21 protein-coding genes and 1 pseudogene are annotated in these 20,981 nt (G+C 63.7%); 14 read left to right on the top strand and 8 right to left on the bottom strand.

Features of this window, described 5'->3' with window-relative positions; translation table 11 throughout:
• Positions 1-83 precede the first annotated feature (83 nt).
• The 7 genes from ACODNH_RS11445 to ACODNH_RS11415 all read left to right on the top strand — a co-directional run bounded on the left by ACODNH_RS11445 (position 84) and on the right by ACODNH_RS11415 (position 5,368).
• Positions 84-392, top strand: a complete 309-nt coding sequence (locus ACODNH_RS11445; RefSeq protein ID WP_306710492.1) for a hypothetical protein — start codon at positions 84-86, stop codon at positions 390-392.
• 39 nt (positions 393-431) lie between these two features.
• Positions 432-1,850, top strand: a complete 1,419-nt coding sequence (gene lpdA / locus ACODNH_RS11440; protein WP_434531398.1) for a dihydrolipoyl dehydrogenase — start codon at positions 432-434, stop codon at positions 1,848-1,850.
• Between the two features lie 147 nt (positions 1,851-1,997).
• The gene (locus ACODNH_RS11435; protein WP_306710362.1) at positions 1,998-2,627 is read left to right on the top strand and encodes a hypothetical protein; all 630 of its coding nucleotides are present in this window, start codon (positions 1,998-2,000) and stop codon (positions 2,625-2,627) included.
• Positions 2,628-2,713: 86 nt separating this feature from the next.
• Positions 2,714-3,553: an aldo/keto reductase gene (locus ACODNH_RS11430; RefSeq protein ID WP_434531397.1), complete on the top strand. Its 840-nt coding sequence runs from the start codon at positions 2,714-2,716 to the stop codon at positions 3,551-3,553.
• A gap of 74 nt (positions 3,554-3,627) precedes the next feature.
• On the top strand, positions 3,628-4,443 hold the full coding sequence (gene pheA / locus ACODNH_RS11425; protein ID WP_434531396.1) for a prephenate dehydratase: 816 nt from the start codon (positions 3,628-3,630) through the stop codon (positions 4,441-4,443).
• Positions 4,444-4,505: 62 nt separating this feature from the next.
• Positions 4,506-4,913: an Hsp20/alpha crystallin family protein gene (locus ACODNH_RS11420; protein WP_434531395.1), complete on the top strand. Its 408-nt coding sequence runs from the start codon at positions 4,506-4,508 to the stop codon at positions 4,911-4,913.
• Positions 4,914-4,915: 2 nt separating this feature from the next.
• Complete coding sequence (locus tag ACODNH_RS11415; RefSeq protein ID WP_434531394.1) at positions 4,916-5,368, top strand: peroxiredoxin; 453 nt, start codon at positions 4,916-4,918, stop codon at positions 5,366-5,368.
• A 32-nt stretch (positions 5,369-5,400) separates the two neighbouring features.
• On the opposite strand, the gene leuS is transcribed toward ACODNH_RS11415, so the two are convergent.
• Together leuS and ACODNH_RS11405 are read right to left on the bottom strand one after the other, a co-directional pair.
• Positions 5,401-8,088 (bottom strand): leucine--tRNA ligase, encoded by a 2,688-nt coding sequence (gene leuS / locus ACODNH_RS11410; RefSeq protein ID WP_434531393.1) that lies wholly within the window; start codon positions 8,086-8,088, stop codon positions 5,401-5,403.
• Between the two features lie 152 nt (positions 8,089-8,240).
• Positions 8,241-9,632: a sensor histidine kinase gene (locus ACODNH_RS11405; RefSeq protein WP_306710350.1), complete on the bottom strand. Its 1,392-nt coding sequence runs from the start codon at positions 9,630-9,632 to the stop codon at positions 8,241-8,243.
• A gap of 331 nt (positions 9,633-9,963) precedes the next feature.
• Between ACODNH_RS11405 and ACODNH_RS11400 the strand changes: the two genes are divergently transcribed.
• The 3 genes from ACODNH_RS11400 to ACODNH_RS11390 are packed head-to-tail and all read left to right on the top strand — an operon-like array spanning position 9,964 to position 10,581.
• Complete coding sequence (locus ACODNH_RS11400; protein ID WP_306710348.1) at positions 9,964-10,149, top strand: hypothetical protein; 186 nt, start codon at positions 9,964-9,966, stop codon at positions 10,147-10,149.
• The gene (locus ACODNH_RS11395; protein WP_005536532.1) at positions 10,149-10,316 is read left to right on the top strand and encodes a hypothetical protein; all 168 of its coding nucleotides are present in this window, start codon (positions 10,149-10,151) and stop codon (positions 10,314-10,316) included. Before ACODNH_RS11400 ends, ACODNH_RS11395 begins: the two co-directional genes overlap by 1 nt.
• Positions 10,317-10,359: 43 nt before the next feature.
• The gene (locus ACODNH_RS11390; RefSeq protein ID WP_306710346.1) at positions 10,360-10,581 is read left to right on the top strand and encodes a DUF7535 family protein; all 222 of its coding nucleotides are present in this window, start codon (positions 10,360-10,362) and stop codon (positions 10,579-10,581) included.
• On the opposite strand, the pseudogene ACODNH_RS11385 reads toward ACODNH_RS11390, so the two are convergent.
• Positions 10,582-11,574: pseudogene (locus ACODNH_RS11385) on the bottom strand (ornithine cyclodeaminase family protein).
• A gap of 76 nt (positions 11,575-11,650) precedes the next feature.
• Between ACODNH_RS11385 and ACODNH_RS11380 the strand changes: the two are divergent.
• Positions 11,651-12,514 carry a hypothetical protein gene (locus ACODNH_RS11380; protein ID WP_306710344.1) on the top strand — a complete coding sequence of 288 codons (864 nt, stop codon included), beginning with the start codon at positions 11,651-11,653 and terminating at the stop codon, positions 12,512-12,514.
• Between the two features lie 412 nt (positions 12,515-12,926).
• Here the strand turns inward: ACODNH_RS11380 and thsB are convergent, their stop codons facing one another.
• On the bottom strand, positions 12,927-14,606 hold the full coding sequence (thsB, locus tag ACODNH_RS11375; protein ID WP_058993238.1) for a thermosome subunit beta: 1,680 nt from the start codon (positions 14,604-14,606) through the stop codon (positions 12,927-12,929).
• 174 nt (positions 14,607-14,780) lie between these two features.
• The gene (locus ACODNH_RS11370; protein WP_306710342.1) at positions 14,781-15,170 is read right to left on the bottom strand and encodes a DUF7383 domain-containing protein; all 390 of its coding nucleotides are present in this window, start codon (positions 15,168-15,170) and stop codon (positions 14,781-14,783) included.
• Between the two features lie 106 nt (positions 15,171-15,276).
• Here ACODNH_RS11370 and mutS point away from each other — a divergent pair, with 106 nt between their 5' ends.
• Entirely contained in the window at positions 15,277-18,060 is a 2,784-nt protein-coding gene (gene mutS, locus ACODNH_RS11365) for a DNA mismatch repair protein MutS (RefSeq protein ID WP_306710339.1), read from the top strand.
• 3 nt (positions 18,061-18,063) lie between these two features.
• Here mutS and ACODNH_RS11360 read toward each other — a convergent pair whose 3' ends face one another.
• A complete protein-coding gene (locus ACODNH_RS11360; protein ID WP_306710338.1) occupies positions 18,064-18,780 on the bottom strand; it encodes a bacterio-opsin activator domain-containing protein in 717 nt (238 codons plus the stop codon).
• A 120-nt stretch (positions 18,781-18,900) separates the two neighbouring features.
• Here ACODNH_RS11360 and ACODNH_RS11355 point away from each other — a divergent pair, with 120 nt between their 5' ends.
• The gene (locus tag ACODNH_RS11355) at positions 18,901-19,152 is read left to right on the top strand and encodes a HalOD1 output domain-containing protein (RefSeq protein WP_306710336.1); all 252 of its coding nucleotides are present in this window, start codon (positions 18,901-18,903) and stop codon (positions 19,150-19,152) included.
• 83 nt (positions 19,153-19,235) lie between these two features.
• Here the strand turns inward: ACODNH_RS11355 and nucS are convergent, their stop codons facing one another.
• Positions 19,236-19,955: an endonuclease NucS gene (gene nucS, locus ACODNH_RS11350; RefSeq protein WP_306710334.1), complete on the bottom strand. Its 720-nt coding sequence runs from the start codon at positions 19,953-19,955 to the stop codon at positions 19,236-19,238.
• A gap of 9 nt (positions 19,956-19,964) precedes the next feature.
• Positions 19,965-20,402, bottom strand: coding sequence for a hypothetical protein (locus tag ACODNH_RS11345; protein WP_306710332.1), 438 nt, complete (start codon positions 20,400-20,402; stop codon positions 19,965-19,967).
• Positions 20,403-20,588: 186 nt separating this feature from the next.
• Between ACODNH_RS11345 and ACODNH_RS11340 the strand changes: the two genes are divergently transcribed.
• A complete protein-coding gene (locus ACODNH_RS11340) occupies positions 20,589-20,876 on the top strand; it encodes a zinc ribbon domain-containing protein (protein ID WP_306710330.1) in 288 nt (95 codons plus the stop codon).
• Positions 20,877-20,981: the final 105 nt, after the last annotated feature.

Here is a 20,981-nt window from a genome sequence, read left to right as displayed (position 1 = left end):
CCACAAGAGACACATGGATCTGGTTCGGGTTAGCCGGGCTGTTTGTGCTGGTTCCGGGCTGTGTCGCCCTCTCCCGAGTCGGGATGAGACTGTTCATTTCGTCGGGGTCGGCCGGTGAGGGGAGTCTTGGAACGTTCCTCGGCGCATTTGCCCTAACTGTCGTCGGCAGTTGGGCGGGTGTGCTGTTCAGCCTGCTTCTTACGGTCGCTCTTTTTCTCGACAGTCGACACCTCCGGCGAACCGACGGGGACTGGGCCCCGACACCGCTGTATGCGCTCGCCGGTATCGTCCACGCCGTTGGGACGACACTGCTCGCGGCGTTTGCGGTGTCAGTGCCGGTCATCGGATACTACCTGTACCAACGGCGCAGGCGAAAGACGACAGTGAGCTGAAGGGCGATAGCTTTTCACGGACCCGGACGAGGCACCGCTATGGTCGTTGGAGATGTCACTACGGGAACGGAACTGCTTGTTATTGGCGGCGGTCCGGGCGGCTACGTCGCCGCGATTCGGGGCGCGCAACTGGGACTGGACACGACGCTCGTCGAGCGGGATGCCTACGGCGGGACCTGTCTGAACCACGGCTGTATCCCCTCGAAAGCACTCATTTCGGCCTCGGATGTCGCCCATGACGCCCGACAGGGCGAGTCGATGGGCGTGTTCGCGGACCCAGCCGTCGACATGTCCGGGATGACCGAGTGGAAAGACAGCGTCGTCACACGGCTGACACGGGGCGTTGAGTCACTATGTAAGAACGCCGGCGTCAATCTGATGGAGGGGACCGCCGAGTTCGTCGATGACGGGACGGCCCGGGTCGCCCACGGCGGTGAGGGACAAGGTTCGGAATCGCTGTCATTCAAACACGCCATTGTCGCCACGGGGAGCCGCCCGATGGCGGTCCCGGGATTCGAATTCGACGGCGAACACATCCTCTCATCGAAGGACGCGCTCGCACTCGAATCGGTCCCCGAGAAACTGCTCGTCGTCGGCGCGGGCTACATCGGCATGGAGCTCTCGACAGTGTTCGCAAAGCTTGGTGCGGAGGTCACGGTCGTCGAAATGCTCGACGATGTATTGCCCGGCTACGAGGACGACATCGCGTCGGTCGTCCGGGACCGCGCCGAGGACCTGGGTATCGAGTTCAACTTCGGCGAGGCGGCCGACGACTGGGACGAGACAGACGAGGGCATTCGCGTCCAGACCGTCGATGAAGACGAGACGGTCACCGAGTACAACGCCGAGAAATGTCTTGTCGCGGTCGGCCGCGAGCCGGTCACAGATACGCTCGCGCTGGAGAACATCGACCTCCAGACAGACGAGAACGGCATCATTCCGACTGACGACCAGTGCCGAACGGCGTTCGAGTCGGTGTTCGCAGTCGGCGACGTGGCCGGCGAACCGATGCTGGCCCACAAGGCGATGGCTGAGGGCGAGGTCGCTGCGAGAGCCGCCGCCGGCGAACCGGCCGCGTTCGATCACCAAGCGATTCCCGCCGCGGTGTTCACCGACCCCGAAATCGCCACCGTCGGAATGACTGAGGCAGAGGCCGAGGCGGCTGGCTTCGATCCAGTCATCGGACAGATGCCGATACGGGCCAACGGCCGTGCGCTCACGGTCAACGAGAAGGAAGGGTTCGTCCGCGTCGTCGCTGATGCCGACGAAGAGTTCCTGCTCGGGGCACAGATCGTCGGTCCGGAGGCGTCCGAACTCATCGCCGAACTCGGGCTGGGCATCGAGATGGGCGCACGGCTTGAAGACATCGCCGGGACGATCCACACGCATCCGACGCTTTCCGAAGCGGTCCACGAGGCAGCTGCGGCGGCACGCGGTGAAGCGGTTCACACGCGCTGAGAACGCTCTGGACCGATTCGTGATTAACTACCGAGTTCAAACACAACTCTGAGGGGGTTTTACTGACAGAGAATCTAAAGCTTGCGCCGTGCAAAAGGGTTATATGGTGGATTGAGTAAACTGTCGGTGAATAGGAACCGGTAAGAGATGTCTACTGATTCACAGCCCAACGACACCATCGCTCAGGCAATCATCTCGGGGTCGACGTATGAACGACTCCGCTACGAACGCCACTCGTATCTCAGACAGACTGTCCCGCGGACGCTCGCGCTCCAGAGCGCTCTGCTTGGCGCGCTGGCGCTGTTACTACCGATCTACGGTCTGTATCCGGACAGCACCGCGGCGTTTTTGCCATCGATTGAGCCCGGCGTCGCCTCGCCGAAAGTGCTGTTGCTCGGGGTGTTCGGCGGGTTCCTGCAGTTGTTCGGTGCGACCTTGCTTGTCGGGTCAGTCCTCTACCGAGTCCGGCTCGCGCCGCTGACTGAGCAACAGGCGCACGCGGCGCTCAACGCCGAGGACTTCGCGCGGTACGTCGGCCTCGGAACCGGCGGCCTGGCGATTGTCCTCTCGCTTTGCCTGTTCGCTGTGGGGCTGGGCGGCGGTGACGCAGTGTCCGCATACATCGCGTTCACGGGTCGAAACCCATTCGTTGACTCCGGGTTCGGGCTGTCGGTTGCGGCCGTCTCGCTGTTTGCCTTCGTCGCCAGCGTGACGGTTTTTTATGCCTCGCGATATCTCCTCGTTCACCTCGCGCTGTTCCACCGTAGCAGCGAGTGAGCGGTCAACGTGGGGTATCAACACCAGCCGCGATGACGACCCGCGCCGGCGCGACTGTTTTCAGGCGTGCGGACAACCGTGTTCACATGGTCACAAACCAAAGTGAGACGTTCGATATCGGTGGCGAACTCACAGTCCGCCGGCTCGGCTTCGGCGCGATGCGGGTCACCGGCGATGACGTCATCGGCGAACCGGACGACGAAGAGGACGCTCACGCCGTGCTGAAGCGGGCGGTCGAACTCGGCGTTGACTTCATCGACACGGCGGATTCGTACGGACCGGGCGTCTCGGAGCGGCTCATCGGTGAGGCGCTCGATACCGAACGCGAGGACCTCGTCATCGCAACGAAGGGCGGCCTGCTCCGCAACACCGACGCAGACTGGCTGCCCCACGGCGATCCGGACTACCTGCGCAACGCCCTGCTGTGCTCACGGGACCGCCTGCGGATGGACCCTATCGACCTGTACCAGTACCACCGGCCAGACCCCGACACGCCGTTCGAGGACTCGATTCACGCGCTCGCCGAGATGAAGGACGAGGGGCTGATCCGCCACGTCGGCGTCTCAAACGTCTCCGTCGAACAACTGGACCGCGCCCGAGACATCGTCGACATCGCGACGGTCCAGAACCAGTACAACGTCGCCCACCGCGACGACGAGGACGTGCTGGAAGCCTGCGAGAACTACGGCATCGGGTTCATCCCGTGGTTCCCGCTAGGGGCTGGCGACCTCGACGGCGTCGACGGTATCGACGAAATCGCCCAGCGCCACGACGCCACTCCCTATCAGATCGCGCTGGCGTGGCTGCTGGGGCACTCGGACGTGACGCTGCCGATTCCCGGAACCAGCAGTCTCGACCACCTCGAACAGAATGTGGCCGCAAGCGCCATCGCCCTCACTGAGGAAGAACTGGCGCGGCTGTCCTGAACGACGGCAGACGACAGGGGATAGCGCTTGCCGGTGACCACGGTTCTTTTGGTTCCCACCGCTGTACCCCGGGTATGACCACTGTTACCCTGGGTCCTGAGGGGACCTACTCCCACCGCGCCGCACAGGCAGTCACCGACGACAATATCTCCTTTTCTGAGTCAGTGACCGCCATCGTCGAGGCCGTCGCCAACGGCGAGGCCGAACGTGGCGTCGTCCCCGTCGAGAACAGTATCGAAGGCTCCGTCACCGAATCGCTCGATGCCTTCGCGGAGTACGACATCGCCGTCGTCGAGGAGATCATCACGCCGATCCGCCACGCCCTACTCGCACAGGACGACTCGTTCTCGCTGGTGGCCAGCCATGCCCAGGCGCTGGCCCAGTGTCGCGGCTGGCTCGACGAGCACTACCCCGGCGTCAATGTCGAAGCCGTCGCGTCGACGGCCCGCGGCGTCGAGCGCGCCCGTGGCGACGCTGACATCGCCGCGATCGGCCACCCGGAGAACGCGACCAACGGCACCGAACTGAAAGTGCTCGCAGAGGACATTCAGGACCGGTCCTCGAACGCCACCCGCTTCGTCGTCGTCGCCCCCAAAAGCGAGCGCAGCGAGGCCGGCAGCAAGACCTCCTTCATCGTCTACCCGGACGTTGACTATCCCGGACTCCTACTTGAACTGCTGGAGCCGTTTGCCGACCGCGACATCAACCTCACCCGCGTCGAATCCCGGCCCAGCGGCGAGCGGCTCGGAGACTACGTCTTCCACATCGACATTTCGGCCGGCCTCTACGAGCAGCGCACACAGGAGGCCCTCGCTGATATTGAGGCCATCGCCGGGAAAGGGTGGGTCCGCCGGCTCGGGTCGTATGACTCCAAGACGGTCGTCAACTGAACCGGCGAGACACCGCCGGCCCCGCTTCAAGCGTTAAGTCCCGGGCCTGTGTACCCCCGTGTATGTCTGACCGCGATCCGTTCAGCGAGATTGAGCGCGCGTTCGATATGCTTGGAGAGCAGTTTGGCGTCGACATGGGGGCTATCCCGGTCGACGTCGTCGACGAGGGCGACGCCTTCCTCGTCCACGCGGACCTGCCCGGCTACGATAGCGAGGACATCGACGTCCAGCTTGTCGAGGACCGGAAGCTCACCATCAGCGCCACGTCGAGCCAGGAGCGGGAATCGACCGACGGTCAGTACGTCCAGCGCGAGCGTCGGCAACAGTCGCTGAGCCGGTCGGTCCGCCTCCCCGAAGCCGTCGACGACGGTGAGACCACCGCGAGCTACGACAGCGGCGTTCTCACCGTTCGGCTGGCGAAGGTCGGACACAGCGAGGACGACGACGGGACGGATATCCCCGTAAACTAACGATGGTACTCGAACCCGGTACCGACGTGCCGACGATCAGGGCGACAAACCAGCACGGCGACGCAGTCCAGCCCAGCTTCGAGGAGACGACGGTGCTGTACTTCTATCCGGCGGACGACACCGCCGGCTGCACGACGGAAGCGACGCAGTTCGAGGAGCACGCAAATCGGTTCGAGGAGGCCGGTGTCTCGGTGTACGGCGTCTCGACCGACGGCGTCGAGAGCCACCACGACTTTGCTGAATCGAACGGCATCAGTTTCGACCTGCTGGCCGACCCCGAAGGGCGGCTGTGTGACGCGTTCGACGTGCCGCTCGTCGACGGGCGGAGCCAGCGGACGACATACGTCATTGCGAAGGAACGCGTCGTCGCCGTCTACGAGCGGGTCGGCCCCGACGGCCACGCGGCGAGCGTCTTCGAGGACCTCGTCGATACTGGGCTGGTCAGCGCCAAGTAGACCGCGACAGACGAAAATCGAACGACTGCGGGCTATTCGTCGATGTTAATGGCCGGACGGCCGGGACCGGCCTTGCTGACGAGGTCGGGGTCCCCTTCCTCGGGACCCCGAACGACCACGTCAGCGCCGAACTCCCGTTCGATGAGCCACGCAGCCCGGTCGAGCGCCGCCTGTTCACGCTCGGGCGGCAGTTGCTCGTCCAGCGACTGTGCACGGCCGGCCAGTTCCTTGGCGAAGTCCGCGGCCGCCTCGCCCTGCTCGCGCAGTTCCTCGTCCTGCATGACGGTGCCGACGACGTTGCCGTCGGCGTTCCGGGCAAGGTCGAGGACGCGGTGTTTCCACTCCGGTGCAACCGCGAGCGTAATCGTCTGTGGGTCCTCGATGCCGACCGTGTCGACGATGTCGCGGATGTCCTCGCGGGTGTTCTCAATCAGTTGACGCTCCGTCTTGTAGTCGTCGGGCGCCTCAGCGGCCGGCCACTCGGCCTCCGCGAGAAGGTCGTCGTGGCCCAGTTCGGCCCACATCTCCTCAGCGGCGTGGGGGGCGACCGGAGCGAGCAGTTTCGCGGCCGTCGCCAGCCCGCGCTCGAAGGTGTCAGCGTCGGGGGTAGTCGCCTCCTGATAGCGGCGCAGTAGCGACACCAGTTCCCGCACGGCTTGCAGCGCGTGGTTGAACCTGAAGTCCTCGAACTCCGCCGTCGCATTCGCTGCCGTCGCGTCGATTTCGCGGGCGACGTAGTCCGCGATGTCGGCCCCATTCTCCGTGTCAGCGGCGGTCCCCGCCTCACCCTCGGCGTAGGCCGAAACCAGCGTGTACACGTTCTGGAGGAAGCTGTGGGCGGACTGCACACCCTCAGGACTCCAGGCGAATTCTTTCTCTGGCTGGGCGGCCTCCATGATGAACAGCCGAGCCGTGTCGGCCCCGTACTCCTCGATGATGCGCTGGGGTGAGACGCCGTTATCCAGACTCTTCGACATCTTGTTGCCGTCCTCGCCCAGCACCATTCCCTGGTTCGTGAGGTTGGTGAAGGGCTCGCGGACGCCATCAACCATGTCGAGGTCGTCCAGCACTTTCGTAAAGAAGCGGGCGTACAGCAGGTGCATCACGGCGTGTTCGATACCGCCGACGTACTGGTCGACCGGCATCCAGTCGCTGGCTCGCTCGGCGTCGAAGGGGGCCTCGTCCATCTCCGGCGAGGTGTACCGCAGGAAGTACCACGAGGAGTCGACAAAGGTGTCCATCGTGTCCGTTTCCCGCACCGCGCTCTCCCCGCAGTCGGGGCAGTCGACGTGTTTCCACTCCTCTGCGGCATCCAGCGGGTTCCCGGTCGTGTGGACGAACTCCGGCAGTTCGACGGGGAGGTCCTCGTCGGGGACTTCGACGTAGCCACAGTCGTCGCAGTGGATCATCGGAATCGGCGTGCCCCAGTAGCGCTGGCGGGAAATGCCCCAGTCCCGGAGGTTGTACTCCGTGCGGTGCTCGCCGTCGAACTCCTCGACGAAGCGGTCGCGGGCTTCGTTACTACTGAGTCCGTCGAACTCGCCGCTGTCGACTAACAGGCCGTCCTCGGGATAGGCCGCTTCCTGCACGTCGATGTCTTCGGGATCAGCGTCCGCGTCGTCAGTCGGTTCGATGACCTGCACGATATCGATATCGTGGGCCTCCGCGAACTCGTGGTCGCGCTCGTCGTGAGCCGGCACGGCGTACAGCGCGCCGGTCCCCACGTCGGTCAGCACGTAGTCGGCGACGTAGACGGGAATCTCCTCACCGGTCGCGGGATTGGTCGCGTACTCGCCGGTGAACACACCGGAAGTCACGTCCAGTTCGTCCTCGTCGGCCTGTTCGGCCGTTTCGATGTATTCGGCGACCTCGTCGTTGCCCTCGGCAATTTCCTGTGCGACAGGGTGGCCCGGAGCTAGCGAGAAGAACGTCGCCCCGTGGATGGTGTCCAGCCGGGTCGTGAAGATGTCGACCTCGCCGTAGTCGCCAACCTCGAAGGCGACGCTTGCGCCCTCTTGCTTGCCGATCCAGTTGCGCTGCATCTCCCGGACGTTGTTCGGCCAGCCCTCGAGGTCGTCTAAGTCCTCGAGCAGTTCCTCGGCGTAGTCGGTGATGGTGAAGAACCACTGGTCCATCTCGCGGGCCTCGATGGGCGTGTCACAGCGCCAGCACAGTTCTTCCTCGCCCTCAACCTGCTCATCGGCGAGGACAGTCTCACAGGAGGGACACCAGTTCAGCTCGGCGGCCTGACGCTCGACCAGCCCTTCCTCGCGGAACTGTTTGAACAGCCACTGGTTCCACTGGTAGTAGTCGGGTTCACAGGTCGCGAGTTCGCGGTCCCAGTCGTAGCCAAAGCCCATCTCCGTGAGCTGGTCGCGCATCGAGTCGATACACTGCATCGTCCAGTCCCGCGGGTTGGTGTCGCGTTCCTCGGCGGCGTTCTCAGCCGGGAGGCCGAAAGAGTCCCACCCCATCGGGTGGAGAACGCTCTCGCCGCGCATCCGCTCAAAGCGGGCGTAGGCATCCGTGATTGTGTAGTTCCGGACGTGGCCCATGTGGAGGCTTCCGGAGGTGTAGGGGAACATCGCCAGCACGTACTCCGGGTCGGTCTCGTCGTCGTCGATCCGGAACACGTCGGCCTCGTCCCACGTGCGCTGCCACCGGGGTTCGATCTCTGTATGATCGAACCCCCGCTCGCGTTCCTCACCGGTCGTGGTCATGATATCGGAACATCCGGCAGCGACCGTGCTATACCTTTCCCTTCGGGAGGGTATCAGGGTTCGCCACACGACACACAAGCCGACCGGGCGTGACTCCGGGGAGCCAGCTGCTTACAGAGCGATCGCGTCGCCACAGGTCGACTGGCCGCCCGCTATTCGGGACAGTCGACGTTTCCAATATCGAATCGGGCACCGCCCGACTCGCTCTCCGTCGCTGTGACCGTCCAACCGTGGTCAGCGGCGACCCGTCTGGCGACATAGAGTCCGAACCCAGTGTTCTCTGCGACAGCAGTGTGACCCGCGTCGAACACGCGCTCCAGCGGTTCGACATCGATGCCCGGGCCGTCATCGGCGACAAAGAAACCGTCTGCCGTCGTACCGACAGTGACGGTGACCGACGGTCCGGCGTGTTCAAGTGCGTTCTGGAACAGTATCTGGAGCAACAGTCCGGCGGACTCCTGATCGGCGACAATACGGGTATCCCCGTCGAAGGTCAGGCGCGCCTCACTGTCGGCGAGCGTGTCCCACACCTCTCGACTGAGACGTGAGAGCCACACGTGTTCCCGCTTTGGGACCTGTTCGACCTCGTCGTACTGGACCGGGCCATTTGGGTCGCTCGTGGAGAGCTCGACCACGGTATCGATAATCGTAGAGATCTGGGAAAGCGACTCCTCGATGTCGGCAGTCGAACCATCGCAGTCAGCCAGCTCTTCGAGTCGGCCGTAGGCGATCTGAAGTTCGTTTCGAAGCTCGTGAGACGCCACGAGTGCGACTTTCACCATCCGTTCGTTCTGGCGACGAAACGCGTGCTCGCGGAGCTTTCGGTCAGTGATATCCTGCGTGTGTCCGACGATCCCCTGAACGTCGCCAGCGGGATCATACCACGGCATCTTGCGGGTGCGGACGTACGACGCATCGAGGTCGAGGAACTCCTCCACTTCGATCAGATCTGTTTCCTCCTCGATAACGTCCATCTCGTCACGCAGGGCCGCTTTCGCGTGTTCCTCGACCAGTTCCGGGACTTCGACGTCAGTGAGGCCGAGCCGGTCGGTCGGCTCGTTGAACCCCCGGCCCAGCAGGACGTGTCGAGCCTGGTCGTCCTTCGCATACAGGTGGTCGGGAATCTCGTTGAACAGAGAGAGTAACAGCGTCTCCATCGGGGACGGTGGGCGTCCAGCAACGGACGGTGGCTCAGCGTCGAGACTGTCCCGGACGGCCTCAGCGACGGCGTCTTCGAGACGTGCCGACGGCTCGACGGCCGTCACCTCAAGATCATCCGGGACCGCCGCTGGGTCCTCGCCAACGATGATCACCGGCAGGTCGGGAAACAGCTTCCTGACACCGTACGCGATATCGGTTCCGGACTGGCCATCGACTGTTTCGGGCAGCACGAGCGCGTGGAACGCCGAATAGGTGAGCGTATCGAAGAGGTCGGTGAGGTCCGACAGGTGCGTGACCGAAGCCGGCGTCTCGGCGAGGGCAGATTCGAGAGTGGCGGTATCCAGCCCGTCGGCTGCGACGACCAAGACAGATTTGCTACCCATGGTACATTCCCAGTGAGCATACCATTGCGTGTTGGAGACTGTCACTGTTTCGGGTGTCTCGGAGTTCAACAGCCGTTCACGGCACTCAGTTCAAGAACTGGGACGAATGCTCCAGCTTCAGCCAGTTCCGGCCGGCCAAGACGAAACGAGAGTCTTCGACTCGGCATGATCGGTGTACGCAGCTATCACAGATAGTGGTGCTCGGTCTCAGTAGCGGCGTCGGTGATATCCGATGTGCCGCATGTCGAACCGATAGCGTCGCCAGTACGCTGACCGGAAGAGCAGATGCCCACACAAGATTTTTGCCGGACTCGGCAGGTGTCAGGAATGTATGGTACACTGCCCTGATTGTGAGACCTCGATCGAAACGGCCGACGACATCGAGTTCGTTGAAGTGGACGCGACCACCGGGTTTATCAAAGCCTCCAAGCGCTTCTACACTGCCAACTGCGCGGCCTGTGGTGTTACTATCGGTAGCGGCGTCGCCGGCGCGAAGTCCAACGGAGGTGCGGCCTGATGGTTCACTGTCCCGAATGCGACGCGGAAATGAACGCCCAAGAGGATGTGGAGTTCCTCGACATGGAGTCGACGACCGGCTTCTTTACTGCCTCAAAGCGGTTCTACCTCGTCGCCTGTGACAACTGCGGGGCCGCTATCGGCAGCGGTGTCGCCGGTGCGATGTAACTGTCGGGCCTAGGCTTATACACGTCTCAATGCAAGAGAAGGTATGGCAAAATCACCTGACGACGAGGCGGAAGACAGCGGACGACTGCCGAAGGCCCTCCGGTCGGTCACGCCGGGGACGGGTAGCCGTCGCAACGAGGAGATGGACGTGTTCGGCTGGGGGATGCTCGCCGGCCTGCTCGTCCTGCTGGTCCCGCTCTTGCCGTTTCTTATCATCGTCTGGGGCATCTCGAAAGTGACCGAGATGCTCACGCCCTCGACGTAATCAGGTCGCGTCGGTGTCGACAAGTGAGAACGCCGTTCCGTCGCCATCGTCGCTGGCGTTCTCGTAGACGACGTGTGCGGCTGCAACGTCCTAGATAGCCAGCCCCGTCGAGTCGAAAAGCGTGATCCCGTCGTCGTCGGTCCGCCCCGAAAGCGTGCCCGCAACGATGTCTCCGAGTTCCCCGTGGAGGTCAGTATCGGTCAGGACACCCCTGCCCCACGGGACGTTGATTTCGCCGGAGTGAGTACACTGCTCGTAATTATCGATGACGAGTTTCGCGTCGAGGAGCGTGCGTTCGTCGTGTTCCTGCTTGCCGGCGGCGTCGGCCCCGATGGCGTTGACGTGTGTGCACTCGCCGAGCCACTCACGGTCCACGATGGGCGACTCGACGGGCGTAATCGTCGATAGCACGTCACAGCCAGCGGCGTCCTCGATGGGGCCCGCCCGCACGTCAAACCGGTCGGTGAACGTGTCGACGAACGCCTGCTGTTTCTCTCTATCCCGGTCGGCGACGACCACCGTCTCGATGTCTCGGACCGCCGAAATAGCGTCCAGTTGCGTGTACGCCTGCGTGCCGGCCCCGACCAGTCCGAGTGAGTCCGCGTCGGCGACGGCAAGATGGTCGGTGGCGACGGCCGCCGCCCCGGTCCGCAGGCGTGTCAAGACTGTGCCGTCCATCACAGCCAGCGGGAACGCAGTCTCGGGGTCCGAGTAGATGAGCGTCCCAAGAACGGTCGGGAGGTCGTGGTCGCGGGGGTTGTCCAGATGGACGTTGACCCACTTGACCGCGGCGGCATCCCACGTCTCGGCGTTGACGTAGGCCGGCATCGACCTGAAGTCGCCGTTGTACTGCGGCAGGTCGATGTAGGACTTGGCCGGCATAATTGTGCTCTCCCTGGCATCGGCGGCGAAGGCCGCGGCAACCGCGTCGATGACTGCCGGCATCGCCGCGTGGTCCTCGACCGCGTCCGCGCCGAGAAGCAGCGTCTGCATACGGTATGTTGACACTCGACGATATTTAGCCCTCCGCCGTCACAGAGGTTATATTACCACGCAACCAGTCATCGGTATGCGTCGCGGGGTGGCGATTGCTGTGGTCTGTCTCTGTTTACTGAGCGCCGGGTGTGCCGGGCTGTTCGGGGACGACGCAGCTACCAGGGAGACGGTGACACCAGCACCAGTCCCGACGGCAGACGCACCGACGAGTCCGGCCCAACGCGCCCCGGGCGTTGTCGGCGACCAGGTTATCAACGCCACCACGCTCGGCCGCGCCCATGTCAGTCGGCTCTCGAACACCTCCTATCGAGTCCACCACACAAGGACTGTCATGAACGGCAGCGGCCTGCACAGGCGCGTCCGGACCCGTGCCAGCATCAGCGCGGGGTACGAGTCGTACACGGCCACCCGAACGATATCCGGACAGAGTGTGACAGCGCGCGAAATTCACAGCACCTGGCGGGACGGCCGTGCGCTCAGACGGACGACCGTCAACGGGTCGACATCGACGGAAGTGGTCGCGGACAGTCGCGGCATCGGTGGCCCGCCACGCTCACCCCGGGCCGCACTGTTCTTCGAACCCACGTTCAACGGGCGTCTCATGGCGTTGCTTTCCGCCACCAACATCACGTCTATCCGCCCCGGCGATGAGGTCATCAAGCAACTGTACGGCGTTTCGTTGTATCGCATCAAAGGAACCGGGTCGGCCGACAGCAGCGCGATCGCCACTCGTCCCGTCGACCGTGTGACTAACGTCTCCCTCTCGGCGACCGTAACGCCCAACGGCGTCATCCGGAGCTACGCGCTCCAGTACACAGTCGACGACGGAACGGATACCTACCGGATGACCGAAATTCTCCGCTACAGCGACCTAGGAACGACGGACGTGGTGTTCGAAGACCGACGCCACCGAAACCGAACGACACAACCTGACTAACGCGAGCGACTGTCGAATCAGCCCTAAAACGGAAAGAGGTCCCCACCCGCTGTCACCAGTCCGTCCCACCAAACGGACCGGGACAGTCGATACTTTGCAGAGAGATACCTAATTGTGTCTCCGGTTTCACGTCTCGATATCGGCGGTGTCACAGCGTGTCCATAGCCGTAGAAAATTGAACTGTAGGCGGTCGAAAATATCGTCTGCTGGCTGGTCTGTTAGGAGACGAAGCACGCCCAGCGGAGTTGCTTCGGCGTTTTTCAGAAAGTCTTCGTCTGATCAGCAACGTTGTTTGCGGGTCACGCTGTTCCCCCGCTCGCGTATACGAAGTTCTTCGCGTCGCTCAGAACCTCGCGGTTCGCGGCTTTCGCCGCTCACTATTCGAGGGCCCTCACTTCGTTCGGCCCCTCGCTTACATCATGCCGCCCATGCCGCCGCCCATGCCGCCCATGCCTCCAGGGGCGCCACCGGGGCCGCCGGGGCCGCCTTCGTCGCCGCCGGAGGTCGAGAGCTCGCCGGCAGCGATGATGTCGTCGATCTTGAGGACCAGGTTCGCGGCCTCTGCAGCCGAGGAAATCGCCTGTCGCTTGGCGTGTGCTGGCTCAACGACGCCGGTGTCGAGCGTGTTCTCGACGTCACCGGAGAAGACGTTCAGGCCAGCGCTGACGTCGCCGTCCTCGTGGGCGGCGCGCAGGTCGACGAGCGTGTCGATGCTGTCGAGACCAGCGTTTTCGGCGAGCGTGCGCGGGATGATCTCCAGCGCGTCGGCGAAGGACTCGATGGCGAGCTGTTCGCGGCCTTCGACGCTGTCGGCGTAGTCGCGGAGCCGGCGGGCGACTTCGACTTCAGGTGCGCCGCCGCCACCGAGGACGCTGCCGTTGGCGACCGTGGACGCGACAACGTCGAGCGCGTCTGTGACACCACGTTCGAGTTCGTCAACGACGTGGTCGGTCGAGCCACGGAGCAGGAGGGTGACGCCGTGGGCTCCGTCGCCGCTACCCTCGACGTAGAACAGGCCTTCGGCGTCGTCGCGGGTGACGGAGCCGTGGCCGAGGTCTTCCGCGGTCGCGGAGTCGAGATCGGAGACGATGCGAGCACCCAGAACCTCTTTGAGGAACTCGATGTCGGACTTCTTGGCGCGGCGGACGGCCAGAATACCCTTCTCGGCGAGGTAGTGCTGGGCCATGTCGTCGATGCCCTTCTGGCAGAAGACGACATCAGCGCCGGTGTCGGCGATCTGGTCGACCATCTGCTTGAGCTGCTCTTCTTCCTTGTCGAGGAAGTTCTGGAGCTGGCTCGGGTCGTCGACGGAGAGCTGCGCGTCGACTTCGGTCTCGTCGAGTTCGATGGCCGTGTCGACGAGGAGGACGTCGGCGTCCTCTGCCTCGGTTGCCATCTCCTCGTGGACCGGGTCCTTGTCGATGACTGCGCCTTCGAGGAGCTCGGAGTTGCCGGCGGAGCTGCCGGTCTGGGTCTCGATGTTGAGGTACTCGAGGTCGGCGATGACGGAGCCGTCTTCGGCCTCGACGGTCACAGCGTTGACCGCGTCAACGATGATCTGGGCGAGCAGTTCCTTGTTGAGCTCCGCGCCCTTGCCCGTCATCGAGGTTTCGGCGACCTTCTTCAAGAGTTCCTCGTCGTCGGGGTCGACTTCCGTGGCGATGTCGTCAAGTTCGTCCTTGGCCTGCGTGGCGGCCATGTTGAACCCTTTGATGATCGCCGTCGGGTGAATGTCCTGTTCGAGGAGGTCCTCGGCGTTCTTGAGGAGTTCGCCTGCGATGGCGACAGCGGAGGTGGTGCCGTCACCGGCCTCGTCTTCCTGTGTCTCGGCAACCTCGACAATCATCGAGGCTGTCGGGTTGTCGATGTCCATCTCCGAGAGAATGGTGACGCCGTCGTTCGTGACGGTGACGTCGCCCATCGAGGAGACGAGCATCTTGTCCATCCCCTTCGGGCCGAGCGTCGAGCGTACTGACTCGGCGACCGCGCGAGCGGCCGAGATGTTGTGTTCCTGTGCAGACTTGTCCTTCATCCGCTGGGAGTCCTCTCCCAGGATGATCATCGGCTGGCCCTGCATCTGGCGTTGGCTCATAATCAAGCGAAGATTGCATGTGGTTCTATATAAAAGTAGGGGATATAGGGCGCTCGGCGGTCACCGGTTGCCCAAGCCAGAACGGGTGAAATCACCCGACAGAGGTGGTACTGGCTATTATTAATGGTAGTTGTTGGCACGCCTCACCAGAACGGCGTCGATCTGTTTATATATTCATTCGACGGGCTCCGTCCAGTGGACTGTGACCGACCCGACGACGAAGGCGTCCTTGGAATCGGTGTTCCGCTGAAACTGAATCGTGTTCTCGCCGAGGTGGAGTCGCTCGGGTGCAATCGTATCCATCCAGAGCTGCCACCCCTCGCCGGGCGCGATATCGAACCCCGACAGCGGTTCGCCGTTGACCACGATTTCGTGGTTGAAATCCTCGACATCGAACACCTGCATCTCGACGTACGGATCTGCCGGCGACGAGGTAGGGATATCGAAGGAAACCGGATCGGTCGAATAACCAGTGAAATCGGCCCAGGGAACGTCGAGCGAGTCCGCCGACGGACCGAGATGCTGCTGGAACTCACAGAGCGCGTAGTTGGCGCGACGTGACATACAGGCTACGTCTCCCGGACGGTATAAAAATTAGTGGCTGGTCGCCGTTACACACATGGCGAGGGAGAGCGGAGCGCCTATCAGGTGTCGGCTGTTGCCAATCGGTATGGACGCTGCGCTTGGCCCGCCCGAGCAGATGGCCGAGCTCGAGGAGGACCTGACGCCGATGATGGCACAGTACTACGAGCTGTGCCGGCAGTACGACGACGCGCTGGTCCTCTTTCAGGTCGGGGACTTCTACGAGGCCTTCTGTGCGGCCGCGAAACGGGTCGCCCGACTGTGTGAGATCACGCTGACCCAGCGCGAGGATTCGACCGGCGAGTACCCGATGGCCGGCATCCCCATCGACAACGCCGAGTCGTACGTCGAGACGCTGCTGGACGCGGGTTACCGGGTCGCCATCGCCGACCAAGTCGAAGACCCTGACGAGGTCAGCGGCGTGGTCGAGCGCGCGGTGACACGAATCGTCACCCCCGGCACACTCACCGAGAGCGAACTGCTGGGCGGGGCGGACAACAATTACGTCGCGGCTCTGGCCGCAGGCGAGCGGTACGGACTGGCGCTGCTCGACATCTCGACTGGCGACTGCTACGCCACGAGCGTCGGCTCGGAAAGCGCCGTCGCCGACGAACTCAGCCGGTTCGGCCCCGCCGAAGCCATCGTTGGGCCGGACGTCGACGTGGACCGGGACGCCGTCTTCGGGCCGGCCTGTCTGGTGACGCGCTACGACGCGGACGCCTTTGCCAGGGAACGCGCCGAGGACCGGGTGGGACAGTACTTCGGCCCGCCGGATCGACTGCTCGCCGGCGGCGCGGAAGTCCGGGCCTGTGGCGGCCTGCTGGCCTACGCTGAGTACACCCGCGGCAGCAGCGGGGCAGTCGGACCCGACGGCGAGCCGGTCGATCCAGATGTCGACCCCGCAGGCACACTCGACTACCTCAATCACCTCACGCGGTACGACCCGCGGGAGTACATGCTGCTTGACGCCGTCGCCGTCGAGAGTCTCGAACTGTTCGAGCGGCGCTCGGTCCGGGGTCACGAGAACCGCACGCTCGTGGACACGGTCGACGAGACGGCGTGTGCGCTGGGGCGGCGGAAACTGACCGACTGGCTCCGGCGGCCGCTCCTCGACGCCGACCGCATCGAGGCCCGCCACGGCGCGGTTGCGGAACTCCAGCGCGACCCCGCAACCAGAGAGGAGCTCTCAGCCCTGCTCGCGGAGGTGTACGACCTCGAACGGCTCATCTCACGCGTCTCGCGTGGGCGAGCGAACGCCCGTGACCTCCGGTCGCTGGCCGCAACGCTGTCAGTCGTACCGGACATCCAGGACCACCTTGCCGACGCCGATGCCCGCCTACTCGCGGACTTGCACGCGACACTGGACCCACTGGCCGAAACCCGCGAGGAAATCGAGGCGGCGATCCGCCCGGACCCGCCACAGCAGGTGACCGAAGGCGGCGTCATCCGCGAAGGCTACGACGAGGAACTGGACCGGCTCCGCTCGACCGAGCAGTCCGGCAAGGCGTGGATTGACGAACTGGAAGCGAGCGAGCGCGAGCGGACCGGCATCGACTCGCTGAAGGTCGGGCACACCTCCGTCCACGGCTACTACATCGAGGTGACAAACGCCAATCTCGATGCCGTCCCCGAGGACTACCAGCGCCGCCAGACGCTGAAGAACAGCGAGCGCTACTACACGCCGGAACTCAAGGAGCGCGAGGACGAAATCCTGCGAGCAGAGAGCGCAGCCGACGACCTGGAGTACGACCTGTTCTGTGCGGTCCGGGACGAGGTGGCCGACGAGGCCGAGCGCGTGCAGGCCCTTGCAGACCGCCTCGCCCGCCTCGACGTGCTTGTTTCGTTCGCCGAAGTCGCGGCGCAGTACAACTACTGCCGACCCACAGTCGGCAGCGATGGCATCGACATCACCGCCGGCCGCCACCCGGTCGTCGAGCGGACCGAGGACGCCTTCGTCCCCAACGACACGCATCTGGGGAGCGGGCCAGTCCCAGCGAACGGAGACGGAAGCGGTGATGGCGTCGCCACGAACGATGGACAGCCCTTCCTCGGGGTGGTCACGGGGCCGAACATGAGCGGGAAGTCGACGTACATGCGGCAGGTCGCGTTGATTTGCCTGCTCGCACAGGCGGGAAGCTTTATCGCCGCGAAGGCGGCCGATCTACCGATACTCGACCGCGTCTTCACCCGCGTTGGGGCCAGCGATGACATCGCCGGCGGCCGCTCGACCTTCATGATCGAGATGACCGAACTGGCGACGATTCTGGACGCGGCGACCGAAGACTCACTGGTCCTGCTGGACGAGGTCGGCCGCGGCACGTCGACAGCCGATGGGCTGGCTATCGCTCGCGCCGTGACCGAGCATCTCCACGACGATATCGGCGCGTACACGCTGTTTGCGACCCACCACCACGACCTGACTGCCGTCGCCGCGGCGCTGCCCGGCGCGACCAACCGCCACTTCGAGACCAGCCGCGAGGACGGCGACGTTCGCTTCGACCACGAACTCGCACCCGGCCCCGCGGCGGCCTCCTACGGTGTCGAGGTGGCGAGCATGGCTGGCGTCCCCGAATCCGTCGTCGAGCGGTCGCGGGACCTTCTGGCGGATGCCGAGGCGGGCGACACCGACACGGATTCCGCCGCCACGGAGACGACTGGACCGACGGAGAACGGAGCAGCGGCGGCTTCGGCCAGCGAGGGTGGAGCGGACGGCCACATACAGGAGGCGCTTCGGACGAACGGGGCCGCCGTCAAGGGAGAGTTACCGGAAGCAGTGGCACAGCGGTTGGCCTCGCTCGATGTCGCGACGATGACGCCGATAGAAGCGATGAACGCGCTCGCGGACCTGCAGGACCGACTCGAAGAACAGTAGCCGTCAGCTGTCTGTGTCAGTGGCCCGTTCGTCGTGCGGGCAGGCGAACATGGTCGCGACGAGTTTCTGTTCGGCAGCCCGGAGATGCTTGTGGAGCGTGGGCTCCGAGATATCGAGGAGTTCAGCCAGGTCCGCGGCTGTCGCCTCGCGGGGCCAGCTGTAGTACCCTGCTTCGTGGGCCGTCGAAAGAACCTCCTGCTGTCGGTTGGTCAGTGACTCGGTGTGGGACGCATAGTTCTGGAACCCGAACAGCGGGACGATAGACTCACGCTGTTTCTTCGCCGCGAGTTCGGCCTCCGGATGGGCAGTCAGGAACGAATCGATAACCGACCCCGTCTCGATTTGACCCGGGACATCAGCTACGACAGTCCCTTCACCATCGACACTCCGGACGGTCTGTGGTACCGCCCCGACATCCGCAAGCGAGACAACGGGACAGTTATCTCGCACGTCGATTTCGACGAGCCCACCGTCGCTGGTGCGTTCAAGCACTCGCGCCTCACCGCCGTTGGCGTCTTCGATGCGCTCGACAAGACGGCTGGGGCGAGCACCCTCGACTGAAAAAAACTCCGCGTACATATCGTCCGTCTGCGGGAGGCATTTTTCAAGAATCACGGTACACGCTTCGGCTTCAGACACCGACACAAAGGGATACGACCCATCAGAGAGAGCAAACTCCACACGGGTTACCGCCCGGCTGTCGCCAAGCTGTCGGGACATACACAGGTGTAGTTGACATCTTATGATGAATGTTGTCATGTATTGTGGTTCGGCGTTTACTATGCTAGCCACACTGAACTTTACATCTGGAGAACAGATTTAGCATGAGGTCAGAGAACCGTGTCTGGAAGATCACCAAGTGTTATAGAAGTCCACGGCACCGACCAGTCCATCGTCATGGCAGTCGTTCGTGCCGTGGCAACCGCGGAGAGACAGCCGGTCGAGACGCTCCCGCCGCTGGCCGACAGTATCAATCCGGATGCACTGAGGGCGTGCATCGCTGATTCGAACACCAACGGGCACGTGGCGTTCGACTACAGCGGCTATCGTGTGGTTGTCGACACCGATGGAACCGTCACTGTAGACGAGTAGCTCCGTCATCCGGCTGTATGGCGACTGTAGCAGTCAGTACAGTCGCAGGACGGACCGTCCGTAGGACGAAAGTGAAGTGCCAGTTACGGTGGCTCCAGCGAGACGAACTCCAGTCCCTTCTCGGCGAGTAACTGACGTGCCCGGTCGGTCACCGACGGAGCGACGAGGATACCCCGGACATCAGTGTCGGCGTGCAGGTCGCGTTCTAACGCATCAACATACCGCCCCAGTTGGCCGACTGCATCGGGCCCCACGCGCCGGCGCTTGAGTTCGAGTATCGTCGTCCGACCGTCGGCGTCCTCGCCATAAATGTCGACCGCGCCGGCGGGGGTCTCGCGTTCGGTCGCAAGCGGTGTAAAGCCCGGTTCAACCAACCCCGGCTCGTCAAGAATGCGGTCTTTCAGGTCGGCCTCCGTTCCGGTGAGTGCGAGGTCTTTCGAGTCGGTCACATCGAAGGCAGCGGCGTGGGCGACTGTCTCAAAGGTCACTTCGAGCAACTCTTCGGGGGTCGACCGCGTGGAACGAACAACCAGCGAGCCGTCGTCGACGCTAATGCTGTGTTCACAGCCCGGTGGCTGCCAGTTCACCGGCTGCTGGCCTTCATCGGTGTGGACTAGCGCGGCTCCGTCGGGCTTGAGCATCACGTGGCGGTCGCCAAGCCCCAGCGAGCTAGCCGCCCGCCCCTCGTACTCGACCGTACAGGTGCCGACGAGTGTCACCAGCGCGCCGCGGTCGGCATTGCGCGACGCAAGATCCAGCGCGTCGGCGGGGTCGGGGTAAGTCAGCGTCTCGACGGCAGTCACGGATGGCGATTAGCGGTCCCCGCGTAAAAAGGACGCGTCGTCGGGCCAGTACACGGACGAAGTGCGGTCTCGGAGCGACGCAAGCAGGGCGCGCCGGACGGCCGCCGGGTCACAGCCTTCGCTGTCGAGGGCGCGACAGGCCTCGTCCTTCCGGTCGACCCACCACCGCCGGAACGTATCGGGGTCAGCAGTGCGGGCGAGAACTATGTCGTCGAGGTCCGATAGCGTTGGGTCGAGCCAGCAGACGGCGTAGGTTCGGACCGACCCGTCGAGCACGACCAACTGCTCGTAGGTGGCATCAATTGCAGCGAGGACAGCCGACGCTGTCAACCCGGTCCCGAGCGGTCGAGACTGAGCAGTGGGGTCAGCGTCAACCCCCCAGTGTGCGCTCCGGCAGTCGTAACGGCCGTCAGGACGGCCGACAGCCACGAGCGTTCGGCGGCCCATCAGGGACCACCGAGCGTGTGAGCAAGCATGGCCTCTTGTGGCTGCGTGGTCGTATTTGAACGCTAGCCCACAGCACACCCGTCTGCTCACCGGGCAGTCACAGGATCTGATTCCGAACTCGCCGAAAGTACCGACCATTGGTAACTCGGCACAACCCTCAAGTAGTACGTTCACGTATCGTTACATATGATGGTGAGCGAGTGGCTCTACGGCGCAATCGCGCTTCTCGTGGGGCTCCACGTCCTGACCATGCTGTACGCGTACCGGCACCGCGGTGACCCGGCCGGGGCGACAGGGCAGGGCGATACTGACGGGCGCCGTGGCAGCGCCACCGACGACAGCACTGCATCCATCGACTGTCCTCACTGCGGGGCGAGGAACAAGCAGGACTACCAGTTCTGCCGGCAGTGCGTCGCCGACCTGACGAGCGGGAGCCCACAGCGTCAGCCGACGGACCGAAGCCAGCCGTACTGACACTGTTGCAAGGCTGGGTCGAAACAACCGGTTTGAGCGCTGCTATCGGCCAAAGGATTTATTTCTCCGAAGAGATATTTGAATATACTGTCACGAACAGAGGTA

The organism is Haloarcula sp. NS06 (assembly GCF_051122755.1).
Lineage (GTDB): Archaea > Halobacteriota > Halobacteria > Halobacteriales > Haloarculaceae > Haloarcula.
The sequence above is the reverse complement of the archived record's forward strand: the minus strand, read 5'-3'. Positions and strand labels throughout refer to the sequence as shown.

Coding starts and splice junctions, on each gene's coding strand:
- ACODNH_RS11415 (WP_434531394.1), top strand. CDS start 4,916: ATGGTACTCGAACCCGGTACCGACGTGCCGACGATCAGGGCGACAAAC.
- ACODNH_RS11380 (WP_306710344.1), top strand. CDS start 11,651: ATGCGTCGCGGGGTGGCGATTGCTGTGGTCTGTCTCTGTTTACTGAGC.
- thsB (WP_058993238.1), bottom strand. CDS start 14,606: ATGAGCCAACGCCAGATGCAGGGCCAGCCGATGATCATCCTGGGAGAG.
- ACODNH_RS11390 (WP_306710346.1), top strand. CDS start 10,360: ATGGCAAAATCACCTGACGACGAGGCGGAAGACAGCGGACGACTGCCG.
- ACODNH_RS11435 (WP_306710362.1), top strand. CDS start 1,998: ATGTCTACTGATTCACAGCCCAACGACACCATCGCTCAGGCAATCATC.
- ACODNH_RS11445 (WP_306710492.1), top strand. CDS start 84: ATGAGACTGTTCATTTCGTCGGGGTCGGCCGGTGAGGGGAGTCTTGGA.
- leuS (WP_434531393.1), bottom strand. CDS start 8,088: ATGACCACGACCGGTGAGGAACGCGAGCGGGGGTTCGATCATACAGAG.
- ACODNH_RS11420 (WP_434531395.1), top strand. CDS start 4,506: ATGTCTGACCGCGATCCGTTCAGCGAGATTGAGCGCGCGTTCGATATG.
- ACODNH_RS11370 (WP_306710342.1), bottom strand. CDS start 15,170: ATGTCACGTCGCGCCAACTACGCGCTCTGTGAGTTCCAGCAGCATCTC.
- pheA (WP_434531396.1), top strand. CDS start 3,628: ATGACCACTGTTACCCTGGGTCCTGAGGGGACCTACTCCCACCGCGCC.
- ACODNH_RS11345 (WP_306710332.1), bottom strand. CDS start 20,402: ATGGGCCGCCGAACGCTCGTGGCTGTCGGCCGTCCTGACGGCCGTTAC.
- ACODNH_RS11400 (WP_306710348.1), top strand. CDS start 9,964: ATGGTACACTGCCCTGATTGTGAGACCTCGATCGAAACGGCCGACGAC.
- lpdA (WP_434531398.1), top strand. CDS start 432: ATGGTCGTTGGAGATGTCACTACGGGAACGGAACTGCTTGTTATTGGC.
- ACODNH_RS11430 (WP_434531397.1), top strand. CDS start 2,714: ATGGTCACAAACCAAAGTGAGACGTTCGATATCGGTGGCGAACTCACA.
- ACODNH_RS11405 (WP_306710350.1), bottom strand. CDS start 9,632: ATGGGTAGCAAATCTGTCTTGGTCGTCGCAGCCGACGGGCTGGATACC.
- ACODNH_RS11395 (WP_005536532.1), top strand. CDS start 10,149: ATGGTTCACTGTCCCGAATGCGACGCGGAAATGAACGCCCAAGAGGAT.
- ACODNH_RS11340 (WP_306710330.1), top strand. CDS start 20,589: ATGATGGTGAGCGAGTGGCTCTACGGCGCAATCGCGCTTCTCGTGGGG.
- mutS (WP_306710339.1), top strand. CDS start 15,277: ATGGACGCTGCGCTTGGCCCGCCCGAGCAGATGGCCGAGCTCGAGGAG.
- ACODNH_RS11360 (WP_306710338.1), bottom strand. CDS start 18,780: ATGTCCCGACAGCTTGGCGACAGCCGGGCGGTAACCCGTGTGGAGTTT.